This window comes from Caulobacter sp. P1_B12_2, assembly GCF_056406675.1.
Genome location: NZ_JBFTZS010000002.1, coordinates 1 through 15,183 on the forward strand (window position 1 = coordinate 1; position 15,183 = coordinate 15,183).

Genomic DNA, 15,183 nt, shown 5'->3' on the forward strand with positions numbered 1-15,183 from the left:
CCACCGCATCGTCCGAGGCGGCGCGCGACACCGCGCCCAGCACCTGGGCGTCGGTCGGCAGAGCTCGCTCGTCGGGCGTCGTCGCGGCGTCGTAAATCGTGTTCCAGCCCGCGATGCGGCCGACGGTCTCGTCGGCCCAAGTCGATGATGTCGTCCAGCCGGCGAGGCGCTCGGCCAGGGCGGCGACCACCGCCCCGGCGTCTGCGACCACGCTGGCCGCGCCATGCTTGTGGGCGTCGTGGGGGGCGACATTGACCTGCACCAGCTTGCGCCCCGGCGCGCCGAACAGGGCCCTCGAACCGGTGGTGAAGTCCTGCAACCGCGTGCCGATCCCGACGATCAGGTCGGCGGCCTCGGCGGCGGCGTTGGCGGCCGACGAGCCTGTGACCCCGACGCTGCCCAGGTTGCGCGGATGATCCCAGACCAGCGAACCCTTGCCGCCCTGCGTCTCGGCTGCCGGCACCCCGGTGTCGAAGGCCAGGGCCGCCAGGGCCGCCTCGGCGCGGGCGTACAACACCCCTCCTCCGGCGACGATCAGCGGCGCCTTGGCACCCTTGATCAGGGCGACCAGGTCGTCCAGCTCGCGCGGGTCGGGCTGGGGCGCGCGGATGCGCCAGATGCGCTTGTCGAAGAAGGCTTCGGGGTAGTCGAAGGCTTCGGCCTGGACGTCCTGGCAGAAGGCCAGGGTCGCCGGTCCGCAGGTCGCCGGATCCAGCATCGTGGCCAGGGCGCGCGGCAGGCAGTCGAGGATCTGCTCGGGCCGCACGATGCGGTCGAAATAGCGCGAGACCGGCTTGAAGCAGTCGTTGGCGCTGATCGTGCCGTCGCCGAAGTCCTCGACCTGCTGCAGCACCGGGTCGGGCCGGCGGCTGGCATAGACATCGCCGGGGAGGAACAGCACTGGCAGGCGGTTGACGTGGGCAAGGGCGGCGGCGGTGACCATGTTGGTCGCGCCGGGGCCGATCGAGCTGGTGCAGACCATGGCCCGCTCGCGCCGCGACTGCTTGGCGTAGGCGATGGCGGCATGGGCCATACCCTGCTCGTTGTGGGCTCTGTATGTCGGCAGGACGTCGCGGACGCCGTGCAAGGCTTCGCCCAGTCCGGCGACATTGCCGTGGCCGAAGATCGCCCAGACGCCGGCGAAGTACGGCACGATCCCCTTGGAGGTCTCGACATGCTGCTGGCTCAGCCAGCGGACGGTCGCCTGGGCGGCGGTGAGGCGGACAGTACTCATTTTACGCGGCCTTCTCCCCAGCGGCGCGGGCCCGGCGCCAGGCCTCGACCAACACCGTGAGCTTGCCGGCCAGGGCCCGCACGGCCGCATCGTCGTCGAGGCGATCGCTCAGCCACTCGCGGGCCACATCGTAGAAGATCGTCCGGCCGACGGCGAAGCCCTTGATGATCGGGAACCGCGCGGCGATCTCGAACGAAGCCAGCAGTTCGGCCTCTGGGGCCGACAGGCCCAGCAGCACCACGCCGCGGCAGAGCGGATCGTTCTCGTTGACCGCCAGCTCGATCTCGCGCCAGGCGGCGGGGTCGGCGACGGGCTCCAGCTTCCACCAGTCCGGCCGCACGCCGATGGCGTAGAGGCGGCGGATGGCGCGGGCCACGGTGCGGGAGTCGCTGTCCATGCCCTTGGGCAGGATCACCTCGACCAGCAGTTCGTGGCGGGTCTTGCGGCAGGCGTCGAACAGCCGGAGCAGCTGGCGCTCCTGGCGTTCGCGCAGCTCGATCTCATCGTCGGGATGGTAGAAGACCAGGCACTTGACCACATGGTTCAGCGGCCATTCGGCCAGCTCGGTGGCCACGTCGGCCGAGCTTTCGAACACCAGCGGCCGCGACTTGGGCAGCTCGATGGGGCGGCCGATCCAGTACGGACGATCGGCGGCCTGGGCCAGGGCGTCGAAACCGAAGCGGCCGTCCAGCAGCACGCCGAACCGGTGGTCGCCGCCGGCCACGGCCTCGACGGCGCGCAGGGCGAGGGTCTTGAAGTGCGGGATGCGCGCGGCGTCGCCGCAGGTCTCGGCGATCAGGTCCYCGAACTGGCTGCGGTGGTCCATGGCCAGGACCGTCAGCTCATCGTGCACGCCCTCGCGGGTGGTGGCCCAGTGGACGTGCTCCAGGTCGACGTCCTCGCGCAGGCGGAACGGTCGCTCGCGCTCGCTCAGAAACTGTTCCAGCTCGATCCAGGTCGGCATGGCCGGGGCGCAGCCGTGGCGCGAGACGACAATGGCCCCGCAGGCGTTGCCCCACTCGCAGCAGGTCTCGACGGGCTCGTCGCGCAGCCAGCCGCGCAGGAAGCCGGMCATGAAGGCGTCGCCGGCGCCCAGCACGTTGAACACCTCGACCCGGAAGCCGCGGGCGCTGACGCCGTCGTCCAGGCTGTCGGGCACCGCGCCCGGGAAGGCGACGCAGCCATCGGGGCCGCGCTTGCAGACCAGTAGGGCGTCGGACCGTTCGCGGATGGCGCGCAGGGCGGCCACGGTGTCGGTCGTGCCGCCCAGGATGTGGATCTCTTCCTCGGTGCCGACGATCAGGTCGCAGAGGGTCAGCACCTCCTGCAGCTTCTGGGTCACCGCAGGATTGGCGACGAAACGGTTCTCGCCGGCGTCCTTGCCGGTCAGGCCCCACAGCACCGGGCGGTAGTCGATGTCGAAGGCCACCCTGCCCCCAGCCGCCTTCACCGCCTTGGCCGCCTTCAGGCTGGCGGCATAGACGTTGGGCTGCGACAGGTGCGTGCCGTTGATCAGCACCGCGCCGGCCTTTGCGAACCAGGCCTCGTCGACGTCGCCCGCCTCCAGCGCCATGTCGGCGCAGTTCTCGCGATAGAAGATCAGCGGGAAGGTGTCGCGATCGCGGATGCCCAGAATCACCAGGGCGGTCAGGCGCTGGTCGTCGGTCAGCACGCCGGCCACGTCGACGCCCTCGCGGGCCAGCTGTTCGCGGATGAAGCGGCCCATGTGGTCGGCGCCGACCCTGGTAAGCAGGCCGGTCTTCAGGCCCAGGCGCGCGCCGCCCGAGGCGGTGTTGGTCGGGCTGCCGCCCAGATACTTGGCGAAGGAGGCCATGTCCTCCAGTCGACCACCGATCTGCTGGCCGTACAGGTCCACGCTGGAACGGCCGACGGCGATCAGATCGAGAGTTTTAGCGTCCTGCGCCATGCCAGTTCCACGTCACTTGGAGCCGGCTCTCCGCCGGCGATATGTAACGCATATTCTAACTCTGGAACGCTTGCAATATCCATTTCATTTTTGGAGCGGAATGGAACAGCCCGTTCAGCCCGACTTGGCGGCCTTGGCCGAGCGCCCCTTGGCGCGCGAGCTCTCGAAGGCGAATCCGATGACCAGGGCCTGGGCCAGGCAGATCGAGGCGGCCAGCGAGCGGAAGGTCCGCACCTCCGATTCGCGCACGTGCAGCACCAGGGCGGCGGGCTTGGCGATCGGGCTGACCAGGCTGTCGCTGATCGACAGGATCGCAGCCCCGCGCGCCGCGGCCATCTCGACCGCCTGGATGGTCTCCTCGGCATAGGGGTGGTAGCTGACCGCGATCAGCACGTCCTTGGGCCCGATGGTCTGGACCTGCTGCTTGGTCAGCCCGGCCACGCCGTCGATGAACAGGGTGCGCTTGTTCACCTGCTGCAGCGAATAGGCCAGGTAGGAAGCCACCGGGAACGAGCGACGGAAGCCGACCACATAGACCGTCTCGGCCTTGTCGATCATCTTCACGGCCTGGGCCATGTCGGCCTCGCTGACCGTCTGGGCCAGGTTCTGTAGGGCCAGGGTGTTGCCCTCGACGAATTCGGCCAGCACGTCGGCCCCGCCGTCCGGCTTCTTGGCCACCGCCTCGTTGAAGTGGCGCACCCGTTCGCCGTAACCCAGCGCCGCGTGGCCCGACAGCAGGCCGTCGCGGAACAGCCGCTGCATCTGGCTGGCGCCGGGATAGCCGAAGGTCTTGGCGAACCGGACGATGGCCGAAGGTTGCACGCCGCAACGTTCGGAGATCACCGCCAGGGTCTCCAGCGCCATCTCGTTGGGCTCGTCCAACACATAGCGGGCGATCTGCTGCAGGCGCTTGCTCAGCGAGTCGTAGCGCTCGAGGATCGCCGCGCGCAGCTCCTCGGCCGTCTTCGGCGCAACTTCCAGCGCTGGGGTCGCTTCGTCCATCGGTCCCTCGATATGATCGCTCCGGTTTTAGAATATCCGTTCCGCCAGCGAACACAAACGCATCAGATTTCTCGCCGCGTTCCACTTTCCATCTAGAAGGAATTTTTGTTCCATATTACATGATAATGGAACGCGGTCGGACAGAACCGCCGATCGGGGGCAACGGACGTGATCAAGGTGGCTCAACTGGGCGCCGGCCGGATGGGGGCGATCCACGCCCGCAACGCCGCCGCCAATCCCCGCCTGGACCTGGTCGCCCTCGTCGACCCCCGCCCCGAAGTCGCCGGCCCGCTGGCCCAGGCCCTTGGCGCCCAGCCAGCCTCGTTCGACGAGGTTCTCGCCGATCCGCAGATCAAGGGGATCATCGTCGCCAGCTCGACCGACGCCCATCTCGATAATGCTCTGTCCGCGCTGCGGGCAGGCAAGCGGGTGTTCTGCGAAAAGCCGCTGGACCTGGAGCTGGCCCGTCTGCTGGCCGCCTCGGACGAGCTGGAGAATGCGGAAGGCAAGCTGTTCGTGGCCTTCAACCGTCGCTTCGATCCGCACTACCAGGCCCTGAAGGCCAGGATCGACAGCGGCGAGATCGGCAAGCTGGAAAGTCTGCACATCGTCAATCACGATCCGGCCACCCCACCCCTGGCCTTCATCCCGACCAGCGGCGGCCTGTTCAAGGACTTCACCATCCACGACTTCGACCTGGCCCCGTGGCTGATGGGCGAGCGGCCGGTCGAGGTGTTCGCCTGGGCCAGTTGCCTGATCGATCCGGAGATCGGCCGTCTGGGCGATGTCGACACCGCCAAGGTCGTGCTGACCACCGCCACCGGCCGCCTGTGCATGATCAGCAACAGCCGCCGCAGCGGCTACGGCTACGACCAGCGCATCGAAGCCTTCGGCTCCAAGGGCGCTGCGCGGGTCGACAACCTGACCAACACCGCCGTGTCGGTGTGGGGCGAGAGCGGTGCCAGGGCGGACCGCTTTCCGTACGCCTTCATCGATCGTTACGCCGGCGCCTACGCCGCCGAGATGGATCATTTCGCCGACATTCTGGAAGGCAAGGCCGCGCCTGAGACCGGCTTCGCCGCCAGCGTCGCTTCCCTGGAATTGGCCGAGGCCGCCGCCCGTTCGGCGGCGACCGGCGCACCCGTTAGACTCTAGAGTATCGAGGTTCCCATGCACGACATCGCCATGCACCAAATCGCCATTTTGGGCGCCGGCCGTATCGGCCGCATCCACGCCAAGAACGTCGGCGGCCAGCCCGGCCTGCGGCTGAAATACGTGGTCGATCCGGTGGCCGTGGCCGCCGACAGCCTCGCCGCCGAGACCGGCGCCGGCGTCACCGACCTGGAGACCGCCCTCAACGATCCGACGGTCGCGGGCGTCATCGTCGCCAGCTCCACCGACACCCACCTCGACTACTGCCTGAAGGCCGTGGCGGCGGGCAAGGCGGTGTTCTGCGAGAAGCCGATCGACCTGGACCTAGCCCGCGCCCGTTCGGCGCAGGGCGTGCTGGGCGCCAAGGGCGTCAAGCTGTTCCTGGGCTTTAACCGTCGCTTCGATCCCAACTTCCAGGGCCTGAAGGACCGGCTGACCAGCGGCGTTGTGGGCGCATTGGAGACCGTGCACATCACCAGCCATGACCCGGCCCCGCCGCCGGTCTCGTACGTGAAGGTCTCGGGCGGCCTGTTCAAGGACATGGCCATCCACGACTTCGACATGGCCCGCTGGCTGCTGGACGAACCGGTCGTGGAGGTGTTCGCCGCCGCCAGCTGCCTGGTCGATCCAGCCATCGGCGAGGCCGGCGACGTCGACACCGCCAAGATCCTGCTGCGCACCGCCTCGGGCAAGATCTGCGTGATCTCCAACAGCCGCCGCAGCGGCTACGGCTACGATCAGCGCATCGAGGCGTTCGGCGCCAAGGGCCTGGTGCGGGCCGACAATGTAACGGAAAGCACCGTGTCGGTGTGGGGCGAGGCCGGCGCGGCCAGCGACAGCTTCCAAAACTTCTTCCTCGATCGCTACGCAGAAGCCTATCGCCGCGAGATGGCGCACTTCGCGGGGATCCTGCGTGGGGATGAGCTGCCGTCGGTCGGCTATGTCGACGGCGTGGAGGCCCTGGCCCTGGCGGAGGCCGCCGGCCAGTCGGYGAAGACCGGACAGGTCGTGAAGCTGTAGGCGCCTTCCTTCTCCCCTTGCGGGAGAAGGTGTCGGCGCAGCCGACGGATGAGGGGTCGCACGAGCGAAAGCCGTGCGACCCCTTCTTCGTTTGACGTTTGAGAGGCCCCTCATCCGACCGCCTTCGGAGACCACCTTCTCCCGCAAGGGGAGAAGAAAAAAAGAAGGGCGGCCCTCGCGGACCGCCCTGCAGGTGCACCAAGATCGAGAGGGTCAGTTCTTCGCCGGGCTGGCCAGCTTGCCGCCGACGATCTTTTGGAAGGTCTCCAGCGGACACACCGTGGCGTCGCCCTTCACGCCGCATCCCGGGATCGGGAAGTACGAGAAGGCGGGCGGGTTGGCGGTGGTCAGCGGTCGCAGCTCGCGCAGCTGGTCCATGCTCTGCGCCGTGTAGAAGGCGCGGACGAAGGCGTGGCCGCCGCTGTCTTTCAGCAGCTCGAAGCCCATGGCGCCGCCGGGCGGCGGATCGTCCTGGGGATAGTCGGCGGCGGTGAAGTGGGCGCCGAAGAAGGCGCGCAGCGCGGCGATGTTGGTGTCGTGGCCGACCAGCAGGGTCAGGCGGCCCGTGTCGGCCTCGCCGTTCAGGGCCGACAGCACCCTCTTGGCGATCGGCGCGGCGTAGCGCTCGGCGATGTAGGGCGCGCCGACCTCGTAGTTGAACTTCACCGGGTGGAAGCGGAGCATGGCGTGGATGTCGGCCTTGGAGGCGCGGCCCCAGCCGACCTCGTTCATCGGCTTGCCCTCGACATACTCCAGCAGGACGGTCTGGCCTGCCGTAGAGGCGACCGACAAGGCGCCTTCCAGGTCCGGGCTGTCGCCCGTATTGCCCTTCAGCTCAGACGGACGCTTGGCGATGTCGCAGCCGGCCTTCGTCTGCTGATCGCAGCCCAACACGTGTTGCAGCACCGCGAAGTCCGCCGCATGCAAGCGCGCCTCGGCATGGACGCCCGGCTTCTGCCGCTGGGCGGCCTTCAACGCGATGTCGCCGTCGACGCCTTCGGCCGGATGGAAGACCGGATCGTTGTCTTCGGTCTCGGGATGGTCGACGACGATGCCGCAGCCGGGCTGCAGGCCTTCGACGAACGACTCGGCGGTCTTGATGGCCCGCGACTTGCCGCTGGCCCAGACCACGATCTCGCCCTTGGGCGCGCAGCCGGCGACGGGGATCAGCCCCCGCGAGGCCAGGAAGGTGCGGTTATAGACGCCCATCAATCGCGCGCCTTCGATCCCGTGCGGGGTCAGCTCGCCGAACGGCGTGGTCCAGGTCGACCACGGCTGGGCAGTCGTGCCTCGCGGCGTGGCGGGCGACTTGGTCGGCGGGCGGACGCTGTGGCGCATCAGCATGACCGTGCGGTCCAGCTTCAGGTCGCCGGTCGGGCCGCCGTTCGAGGCGGCGTTCGCCGGGGCCGCGATCATGGGCCCGGCGATCATCGCGGCCGTCATCAACGCGTATCGAAGTCTCGCCATAACGCCTCCCTCGCCGCTCACCTTCGGCGGCTTGACTGTTGACCGAGTTGTACGAACGGATATTCTATTTTGCAACTCGATTAGAATTTTCAGTGCATTTTTTTCAGACGGCTCGGTTTCGTCAGCGGGACGTCAGGGCGAGCGCTCTAGCTAGGTCGCACGATTTCAGATGCGACATCAGGGGGACCACATGATCCATCGCCGCACCACCTTCGCCGCCGCCAGCGCCTTGGCCCTGATGATCGCCGCGCCGGCCCTGGCCCAGACCGTCAAACCCCAGACCGTCAGCGTCGCCCCGGTCGGCGCGACGGTCGCGACCGCCGAGGGCGGCGCCAACGCCTCGGCCCTGCTCTACAACGCCGCCGATCCGACCCAAAGCGTCATCGCCGCGACCGGCGAGTTGGGCGGGTTGGAGGTCTACGGCCTGGACGGTCAGCGCCGCTCGGCCCTGCCCGGCGGCGAGACCTATGGCGTCGACGTGCGCGGCGACCTGATCGCCGTGCTGGACCGCAAGGACGGCCGCCTGCGCCTGTCGCGCTACGAGTTCGCCAGCGGAACCGCCGCCGGCCTCGACGCACGTCCTCTGACCCTGGGCTATGCCGGTGAAGGCCTGTGCCTGCACAAAAGCGCTCGCGACGGCGCGCTCTACGCCTTCACCTTGGGCGGCGAGGGCGAACTGGACCAGTGGCTGCTGTTCCAAGCCGCCGACGGCAAGTTGGACGGTCGCATCGTGCGCCGCCTGCACCTGTCGTCCGAAGCCAAGTACTGCGTCGCCGACGACGCCACCGGCACGCTCTATGTCGCCCAGCAGGCGGTCGGCATCTGGCGCTACGACGCCGATCCCGAGGCCGAGGCCGTGGCGACCGTGGTCGACATAAATCGCCTGGGCCGCATCAAGGGCGAKGTCGGCGGCCTGGCCGTCCTGAACGGCGGCCCGCAGGGCAACTACCTGGTGGCCGCCAACGCCGGCGGCGGCGACTACAACGTCTATGACCGCAACGCCGACGACCGCTTCCTGGGCGCGTTCCGCATTCAGGCGAACGGCGCGGACGTGCTGCAAGGTCCCTCCGGCCTGTTCGGTCTGCGCGCGCCTGTCGGGGCGGGCCTGCCAGCCGGCGTCTTGCTGGTCACCGACGATCGTAAGGCCGGCGCCAACACCCAGGTGCTGTCCTGGAAGGAGGTCGCCGCCGCCCTGAACGTCTCGCCCGGCGCCGACGCGCCGGTCGTCGCGGCCAGCAAGCTGGCCCTGGTCAAGGCGACGATGGAGACCCAGCCAGTCGAGCACGGCGGCGACGCGGCCGACGATCCGGCCATCTACGTCCACCCGACCGACCCGACCAAGAGCGCCGTCATCGCCACCGACAAGAAGGGCGGCATGCTGGTCTATGACTTGTCGGGCAAGCCGCTGCAGTACCTGCCCGACGGCAAGATGAACAATGTCGACCTGCGCCACGGTTTCAAGTTGGGCGGCAAGAGCGTCACCCTGGTCACGGCCAGCGACCGCACGCACAAGGCCATCGCGATCTACACGATCGATCCCGGCACCCGCCAACTGACCAGCGTCGCCGACGGCGTCCAGGCCACCGGCCTGTCGGACCCCTACGGCCTGTGCATGTATCGCAACCGCAAGGGCGCGACCTTCGTGTTCATCAGCGATCCCGATGGTCTGGTCCGGCAGTGGAAGCTGGTCGCAACGGCGGCCGGCAAGGTCCGCGCCGAAAAGGTGCGCGACGTGAAGTTCGACACCCAGACCGAGGGCTGCGTCGCCGACGACGAAACCGGCGCGCTTTATGTCGCCGAGGAGGACGTCGCGCTGTGGAAGCTGGGCGCCGAGCCGGCCACGGGAACGGCCCGCAAGGCCGTCGTCCGCGTCGCCGACAACCCCGCCCTGAAGGACGACCTGGAAGGCGTCGGCCTCTACGCCCAGGCCGGCGGCAAGGGCTATCTGGTGGTCTCCAGCCAGGGCAACAACAGCTACGCCCTGTTCCGGCGCGAGGGCGACAACGCCTATGTCGGCAGCTTCGCGGTGATCGCCGACGGCGCCAGCGGCATCGACGGGATCTCCGAGACCGACGGATTGGACGTCACCAGCGCCTCGCTGGGCGCGGGCCTGGAAGGCGGCGCCTTCATCGCCCAGGACGGCCGCAACGTCTCACCGCCCGAGAACCAGAACTTCAAGCTCGTGCCCTGGTCGGCGATCGCGCGGAAACTTGGGCTCGATTGAGCCGCACTATCGGCGTGATGGTCGAAAGCCGTCATGCCGATAGCCGACATGCGCCAGGAGCGGACCTTGGGGTCGCTCCTGGAAGCTGACCTTCATTTGCTCGCTCCAGGATTCGCCTCGCCGTCCTGGAAAGCCGCTTTCGTTCAAGCCAGCGACGCTTGATCATGGCTCCCTTGAACGCTTCGAACCTGAAGGAGGACCCGATGAAGATCGTCAGAACCGGTTCGGCCGCGTGGAGCGGCGGGATCAAGGACGGCAAGGGATCGATCTCGACCGAGAGCGGCGCCCTGCAAGCTTACCCCTACGGCTTTGCCAGCCGGTTCGAGGGGCAGCCCGGCTCCAATCCCGAAGAGCTGATCGCCGCGGCCCACTCGGCTTGCTTCACCATGGCACTGTCGCTGGTTCTTGGCGAGGCTGGACTACGTGCCGAGCAGATGGATACGTCCGCCAAGGTTACGCTCGAGCAAATCGATGGCGGCTATGCGATCACCGCCTCGCACCTCACCCTCAAGGCCAGGATCCCCGGCGCGGATCAGGAGACTTTCGGGAAGCTGGCCGCGGGCGCCAAGGCCAACTGCCCGGTCTCCAAGCTTCTGAAGGCCGAGATCACGCTCGACGCGGCCCTGGTCGATTAGGACCCGCGACCGCATCGGAGTGTCTGCGATGAGGAAGTCTTCGTGAGCCGATACAGCTTTCTGGATCTCGCCACCTCAGCGAGCGTGAGATCGGCGCAGGCCGAAATGGGCGTCGACCATCTGTGGACGCCCGGGGAAGTCGATCGACAGTTCGAGGCGTTCACCGACAACGAACAGGCCTTCATCGCCGCGCGCGACAGCTTCTACATGGCGACCGTGTCGGAAAACGGCTGGCCCTACGTACAGTATCGCGGAGGGCCGGCCGGCTTCCTGAAGGTCATCGACGAGACCACGCTGGCGTTCGCGGACTTCCGCGGGAATCGCCAGTACATCAGCGTCGGCAATCTGGACGCCAAAGACCGCGTGGCCCTGATCCTGGTCGACTACCCCCGGCGCGCCAGGCTGAAGATTCTCGCCCACGCCGAGCGTCTGACGCTTGATGAGGACCCCGCTCTGATGGCGCGGGTCTCAGATCCCAGCTACCGCGCCAAGCCGGAGAGGATCTTCCGACTGCGCCTGGCAGCGTTCGATTGGAACTGTCCCCAGCATATCATTCCCCGTTTCACCGAGGCCGAAATCGCCCGCGCCGTCCAGCCGCTGCACGAGAAGCTGGAGGCGCTGGAGATCGAGAACCGCGCGCTGCGGGAACGTCTCGAGCAGACGGAGCGCTGATCGCGTACGAGGGTCGCCCTGGTCGGGGCGGCCCCCACGCCGCTAGACGGCGGCCTTGGCCGCGGCCTGCGCCGTTTGGAAGCTTTCCATGACCGCCGCGTAGTTCGGCGCCGCCAACCCGTAGAGCTTGGCAAGCTCCGCGGCTTCGGGACGCGCCCAGGTGCGATGCATCTCGCTGAGCAGCGCGTTGGTCGATGTCGGCTTGACCCCGCCCTGCACGAAACGGGCTAGGCTCGTGCGCGAGGCCATTTCGCTGGGATCGCCGGAGGCGTCGACCACAGCGTAGACCTCGTAACCGGCCGCACAGGCGTCCAGGGCCGGGAACATCACGCAGACGCTGGTCCAGACGCCAGCCATGATCAGGGTCTTGCGGCCGGTGGCTTGCACCTTGGCGACAAAGTCGCCGTTGTCCCAGGCGTTCACCTCGCCCTTGCGCGGCACATAGACGGCGTGCGGCGCCAGCTGATGGATTTCGGGCATCAGCGGGCCGTTCGAGCCGGTGGGTTCGGAGGCGGTCGTGATCACCGGGATGTTCAGCAGGCTCGCCAGTCTGGCGATCATTTGGACATTGCGGCGAAGGTCCGCCACAGGGATGTCCTTGACGGTCTGGAACAGGCCCGACTGGTGGTCCAGCAGCAGGATCACCGCGTCGGCGGGGTCCAGGAGCGCGGCACCGCCGCCGGTGGGCAGGACGCTCGATTTTGGCTTCGGCGACGTCGTCATCGGATTTCCTCAAGATTTTCAGCGCACAGATCGGCGCCGCTGAGGGCGCTCCACGCCAGCGGATAATCTTTCATCCAGACCGTCAAAGCGAGTAAAGCGTCGTAAATTCCTGCGAAAGAAATGAAATAGAAGACTCAGATCAATTTACGTCTTTTCAAACGAATTCACTTCATCCCCTCATTGGCAGTAGAGCGTACATGATGACCAATATTTACTACACCTAACCCCCACAATGATCTTCAATGGACTATCCATCCGGCCAGCGCCCACCTCGGGCTCGGCTGCACGATGGAGAACACAATGAAGCGCGCCCTAGTAGGAATGATCGCGGCCTTGGCCGCCTCCGCAGCCACTGGCGCGGCCCTCGCCGCCGAGAAGCCGGTTTCGATCGTGCTGGTGCACGGCGCCTTCGTCGATGCGTCGGGCTGGCGTCCGGTCTACGAGCTTCTGTCGAAGAAGGGCTACCAAGTCCTCATTGTCCAGAACCCGACGATCACCCTGGAGGGCGACGCCACGGCGACCCGGGAAGCCATTGCCCAGGCCCGGCACCCAGTGATCCTGGTCGGCCATTCCTACGGCGGGGCGGTGATCACAGAGGCCGGCGCCGATCCCAAGGTCAAGAGCCTGGTCTATCTCGCCGCCTTCGCGCCCGACGCCGGCGAGTCAGTGCTGCAGCTGGCCAGCACGCCGGTTCCGGGCGCGCCTCCCGCGCCCCTGCTGCCGCCCAAGGACGGCTTCATTCAGATCGATCCAGCGAAGTTCGCGGCGGCCTTCGCCGCCGACGTCGATCCGGCGGTCGCTCGCTTCATGGCCGCGTCCCAGGTGCCATGGGGACTCGGCGCCGTGGGGGCCAAGATCAGCGCGCCGGCCTGGAGGGCCAAGCCCAGCTACTATCTGCTGACGACCCAAGATCTGATGATCCCGCCCGCCGCCCAGCGCGCCATGGCGGTGCGGGCCAGGGCCACGCTCGTCGAAACGACCAGTAGCCACGCGGTGATGCTCTCCAAGCCCGGCTACGTAGCCGACTTTATCGCGATGGCGGCCGACGCAAGCCGGTAGTCGCGCCGCTCGCCGATCTCGGCGCGCCCAAGAGCGCGGCGAGGCCCTTCAACCCTGAAAACCCCAGCCCCGAAAGACCAAGGAGATCCTATGACTCGACTGCTCACGTCCCTGGCGCTCGCCGCCGTCACCCTGACGGCCGCGCCCCACGCCGTGGCCGCCCCGGCCCAAAAGGCCGCGGTCACGCGCCCCGCACCCCCGGTGATCCACTACCGAACGACTACGATCGACGGCGTGAAGGTGTTCTATCGCGAAGCCGGTCCGGCCGACGGCCCAGTGGTGTTGCTGCTGCACGGCTTTCCCACGTCGTCGCACATGTTCCGCAACCTGATCCCGCTGCTGGCCGACAAGTACCGCGTCATCGCACCGGACTATCCGGGCTACGGTCAGAGCGACGCGCCGGACCCGGCCAAGTTCGCCTACACTTTCGCCAACCAAGCCGACATCGTCGACAAGCTGGCGACCCAGCTGGGCGCCAAGCGCTACACCCTCTACGTCATGGATTACGGCGCCCCGATCGGCTACCGCCTGGCGCTGAAGCATCCCGAACGGGTCAGCGGCCTGATCGTCCAGAACGGCAACGCCTATGACGAGGGCCTGCAGTCGCCGTTCTGGGATCCGATCAAGGTCTACTGGAAGGATCGCTCGCAGAAGAACCGCGACGCCCTGAATAACCTAGTCACGCTGGACATCACCAAGTTCCAGTACACCGACGGCATGGGCGACGTGGCGCGCATCAGCCCCGACAACTGGGTCCACGACCAGGCGCTGCTCGATCGGCCGGGCAACCGCGACATCCAGCTGGACATGCTCGGAGACTACGGCTCCAACGTGCCGTTCTATCCGGACTTCCAGAAGTTCTTCCGTGATCGTCAGCCGCCGACACTGATCGTATGGGGCAAGAACGATAAGATCTTCCCCGAGGAAGGCGCTCACCCCTATCTGCGCGACCTGCCCAAGGCTGAGATCCACATCCTCGACAGCGGCCACTTCGCGCTGGAGGACCGCCTCGACGTCATGGCGCCGCTGATCCACGACTTCCTGGACCGCAAGGTCGCCAAATAGGCTTGGTGGCTAAGCGTTCGATGTCCGCGACGCTCACCGCGTCGCGGACATCATACGTTGGGGCTGAGCGAAAACGCCCTCGATCCACACCTCGTCACGGGCGGTCAGCTCAATGCACAGAATGCGGCGCGGCGTCGCCGATGCCGCGCCCACCTCCGCCTCGCCGGGCATGTCGATAACCACGGAGCGCATTGCCTGGGTCAACAACGCGACGATATCTTGGAAGCGACCTTCCAGCGGCCCGACAGCTGCGTGTCGGGCCTCGTCGACCAGCGCTTGGCGCCCCATGCTCGCCAGGGCCGTCGACGCGTCGCGACACTCGACGGGCGCGATAAACCGATAGCCTCGGCCGTTCACGGTGGCGATGTACTGGGCCAGGTCGGCGTCGTCGTCGAGCGCACGGCGCAAGGCGGCGATATGGACCTTGAGATTTCCCTCGACGACCGTGGTGCTGGGCCAGGCCTCTTCGAGCAGTTCGCGCTTGCTGAGCACTTCGCCGGGGCGCTGAACGAAAGCGGTCAGCAGATCCAGGGCCCGGCACCCGATCCTAACGGCCTGGCCGTTTTTCAGCAGTAGTTGGCGCCGCGGGATGAAGAGATATTCGCCGAAAGCGAAGCTGGGAGCGTGGGTCATGAGCACGCGGCTCCGTTCGGCAGATCCACGCCGCCCGCATCGCGGCGGTGGCGAATTGATTTCCAAAGGTTCAACAAGCCACCCTCCTCTGATTGTGCATCGAGGCTAGGGTGTCGTGTCGGACGGGTTCAATTCGTCCATGGTCGCGCTTCTCTCTCCGTAGGACGCGTCCTGCTCGACGTTCGTCTAGCTGGGCCTAGCGCCTTGCATCACCTTGGCCGCTCTGGCGCCTTGGCACGACGTGTCGACGCGAACCCGCAGCGCGCGCCATCGTGCTGACGACCAATCACTTTCCGCCCTAACCTATCGTCGAGTACGGCTAGACCTTGGTTGAGATGGAACGCGAACTTCGATTTCGTTAGGTTGAACT

General features: G+C 67.2%; 13 protein-coding genes. 7 read left to right on the forward strand and 6 right to left on the reverse strand.

The features are described from left to right. From AC1DZ6_RS00180 to AC1DZ6_RS00190, 3 genes are all read right to left on the reverse strand, one after another. On the reverse strand, window positions 1–1,234 hold a 1,234-nt coding region (locus AC1DZ6_RS00180; protein WP_477095174.1), incomplete at its 3' end, for a thiamine pyrophosphate-binding protein. Between the two features lies 1 nt (window position 1,235). Continuing rightward, entirely contained in the window at window positions 1,236–3,161 is a 1,926-nt protein-coding gene (locus tag AC1DZ6_RS00185; protein WP_477095175.1) for a bifunctional 5-dehydro-2-deoxygluconokinase/5-dehydro-2-deoxyphosphogluconate aldolase, read from the reverse strand. A gap of 114 nt (window positions 3,162–3,275) precedes the next feature. After that, a complete protein-coding gene (locus AC1DZ6_RS00190) occupies window positions 3,276–4,163 on the reverse strand; it encodes a MurR/RpiR family transcriptional regulator (protein WP_477095176.1) in 888 nt (295 codons plus the stop codon). A 168-nt stretch (window positions 4,164–4,331) separates the two neighbouring features. Here AC1DZ6_RS00190 and iolG (AC1DZ6_RS00195) point away from each other — a divergent pair, with 168 nt between their 5' ends. Both iolG (AC1DZ6_RS00195) and iolG (AC1DZ6_RS00200) read left to right on the forward strand, forming a co-directional pair. Next, entirely contained in the window at window positions 4,332–5,318 is a 987-nt protein-coding gene (gene iolG, locus AC1DZ6_RS00195; RefSeq protein ID WP_477095177.1) for an inositol 2-dehydrogenase, read from the forward strand. Between the two features lie 30 nt (window positions 5,319–5,348). Next, window positions 5,349–6,335: an inositol 2-dehydrogenase gene (gene iolG, locus AC1DZ6_RS00200; protein ID WP_477095198.1), complete on the forward strand. Its 987-nt coding sequence runs from the start codon at window positions 5,349–5,351 to the stop codon at window positions 6,333–6,335. 213 nt (window positions 6,336–6,548) lie between these two features. Here iolG (AC1DZ6_RS00200) and AC1DZ6_RS00205 read toward each other — a convergent pair whose 3' ends face one another. After that, a complete protein-coding gene (locus AC1DZ6_RS00205) occupies window positions 6,549–7,778 on the reverse strand; it encodes a histidine-type phosphatase (protein WP_477095178.1) in 1,230 nt (409 codons plus the stop codon). A 214-nt stretch (window positions 7,779–7,992) separates the two neighbouring features. Here AC1DZ6_RS00205 and AC1DZ6_RS00210 point away from each other — a divergent pair, with 214 nt between their 5' ends. The 3 genes from AC1DZ6_RS00210 to AC1DZ6_RS00220 all read left to right on the forward strand — a co-directional run bounded on the left by AC1DZ6_RS00210 (window position 7,993) and on the right by AC1DZ6_RS00220 (window position 11,333). After that, window positions 7,993–10,026, forward strand: coding sequence for a phytase (locus tag AC1DZ6_RS00210; RefSeq protein WP_477095179.1), 2,034 nt, complete (start codon window positions 7,993–7,995; stop codon window positions 10,024–10,026). Between the two features lie 203 nt (window positions 10,027–10,229). Beyond that, entirely contained in the window at window positions 10,230–10,661 is a 432-nt protein-coding gene (locus AC1DZ6_RS00215; protein ID WP_477095180.1) for an OsmC family protein, read from the forward strand. 42 nt (window positions 10,662–10,703) lie between these two features. Further along, entirely contained in the window at window positions 10,704–11,333 is a 630-nt protein-coding gene (locus AC1DZ6_RS00220) for a pyridoxamine 5'-phosphate oxidase family protein (RefSeq protein ID WP_477095181.1), read from the forward strand. A gap of 42 nt (window positions 11,334–11,375) precedes the next feature. On the opposite strand, the gene AC1DZ6_RS00225 is transcribed toward AC1DZ6_RS00220, so the two are convergent. Then, window positions 11,376–12,056 carry an isochorismatase family protein gene (locus tag AC1DZ6_RS00225; RefSeq protein ID WP_477095182.1) on the reverse strand — a complete coding sequence of 227 codons (681 nt, stop codon included), beginning with the start codon at window positions 12,054–12,056 and terminating at the stop codon, window positions 11,376–11,378. Window positions 12,057–12,356: 300 nt separating this feature from the next. On the opposite strand from AC1DZ6_RS00225, the gene AC1DZ6_RS00230 reads away from it, so the two are divergent. Both AC1DZ6_RS00230 and AC1DZ6_RS00235 read left to right on the forward strand, forming a co-directional pair. Beyond that, entirely contained in the window at window positions 12,357–13,115 is a 759-nt protein-coding gene (locus AC1DZ6_RS00230; RefSeq protein WP_477095183.1) for an alpha/beta hydrolase, read from the forward strand. 90 nt (window positions 13,116–13,205) lie between these two features. Continuing rightward, the gene (locus tag AC1DZ6_RS00235) at window positions 13,206–14,180 is read left to right on the forward strand and encodes an alpha/beta fold hydrolase (protein ID WP_477095184.1); all 975 of its coding nucleotides are present in this window, start codon (window positions 13,206–13,208) and stop codon (window positions 14,178–14,180) included. A 33-nt stretch (window positions 14,181–14,213) separates the two neighbouring features. Here the strand turns inward: AC1DZ6_RS00235 and AC1DZ6_RS00240 are convergent, their stop codons facing one another. After that, window positions 14,214–14,813 (reverse strand): winged helix-turn-helix domain-containing protein, encoded by a 600-nt coding sequence (locus AC1DZ6_RS00240; protein ID WP_477095185.1) that lies wholly within the window; start codon window positions 14,811–14,813, stop codon window positions 14,214–14,216. Between the last annotated feature and the right edge of the window lie 370 nt (window positions 14,814–15,183).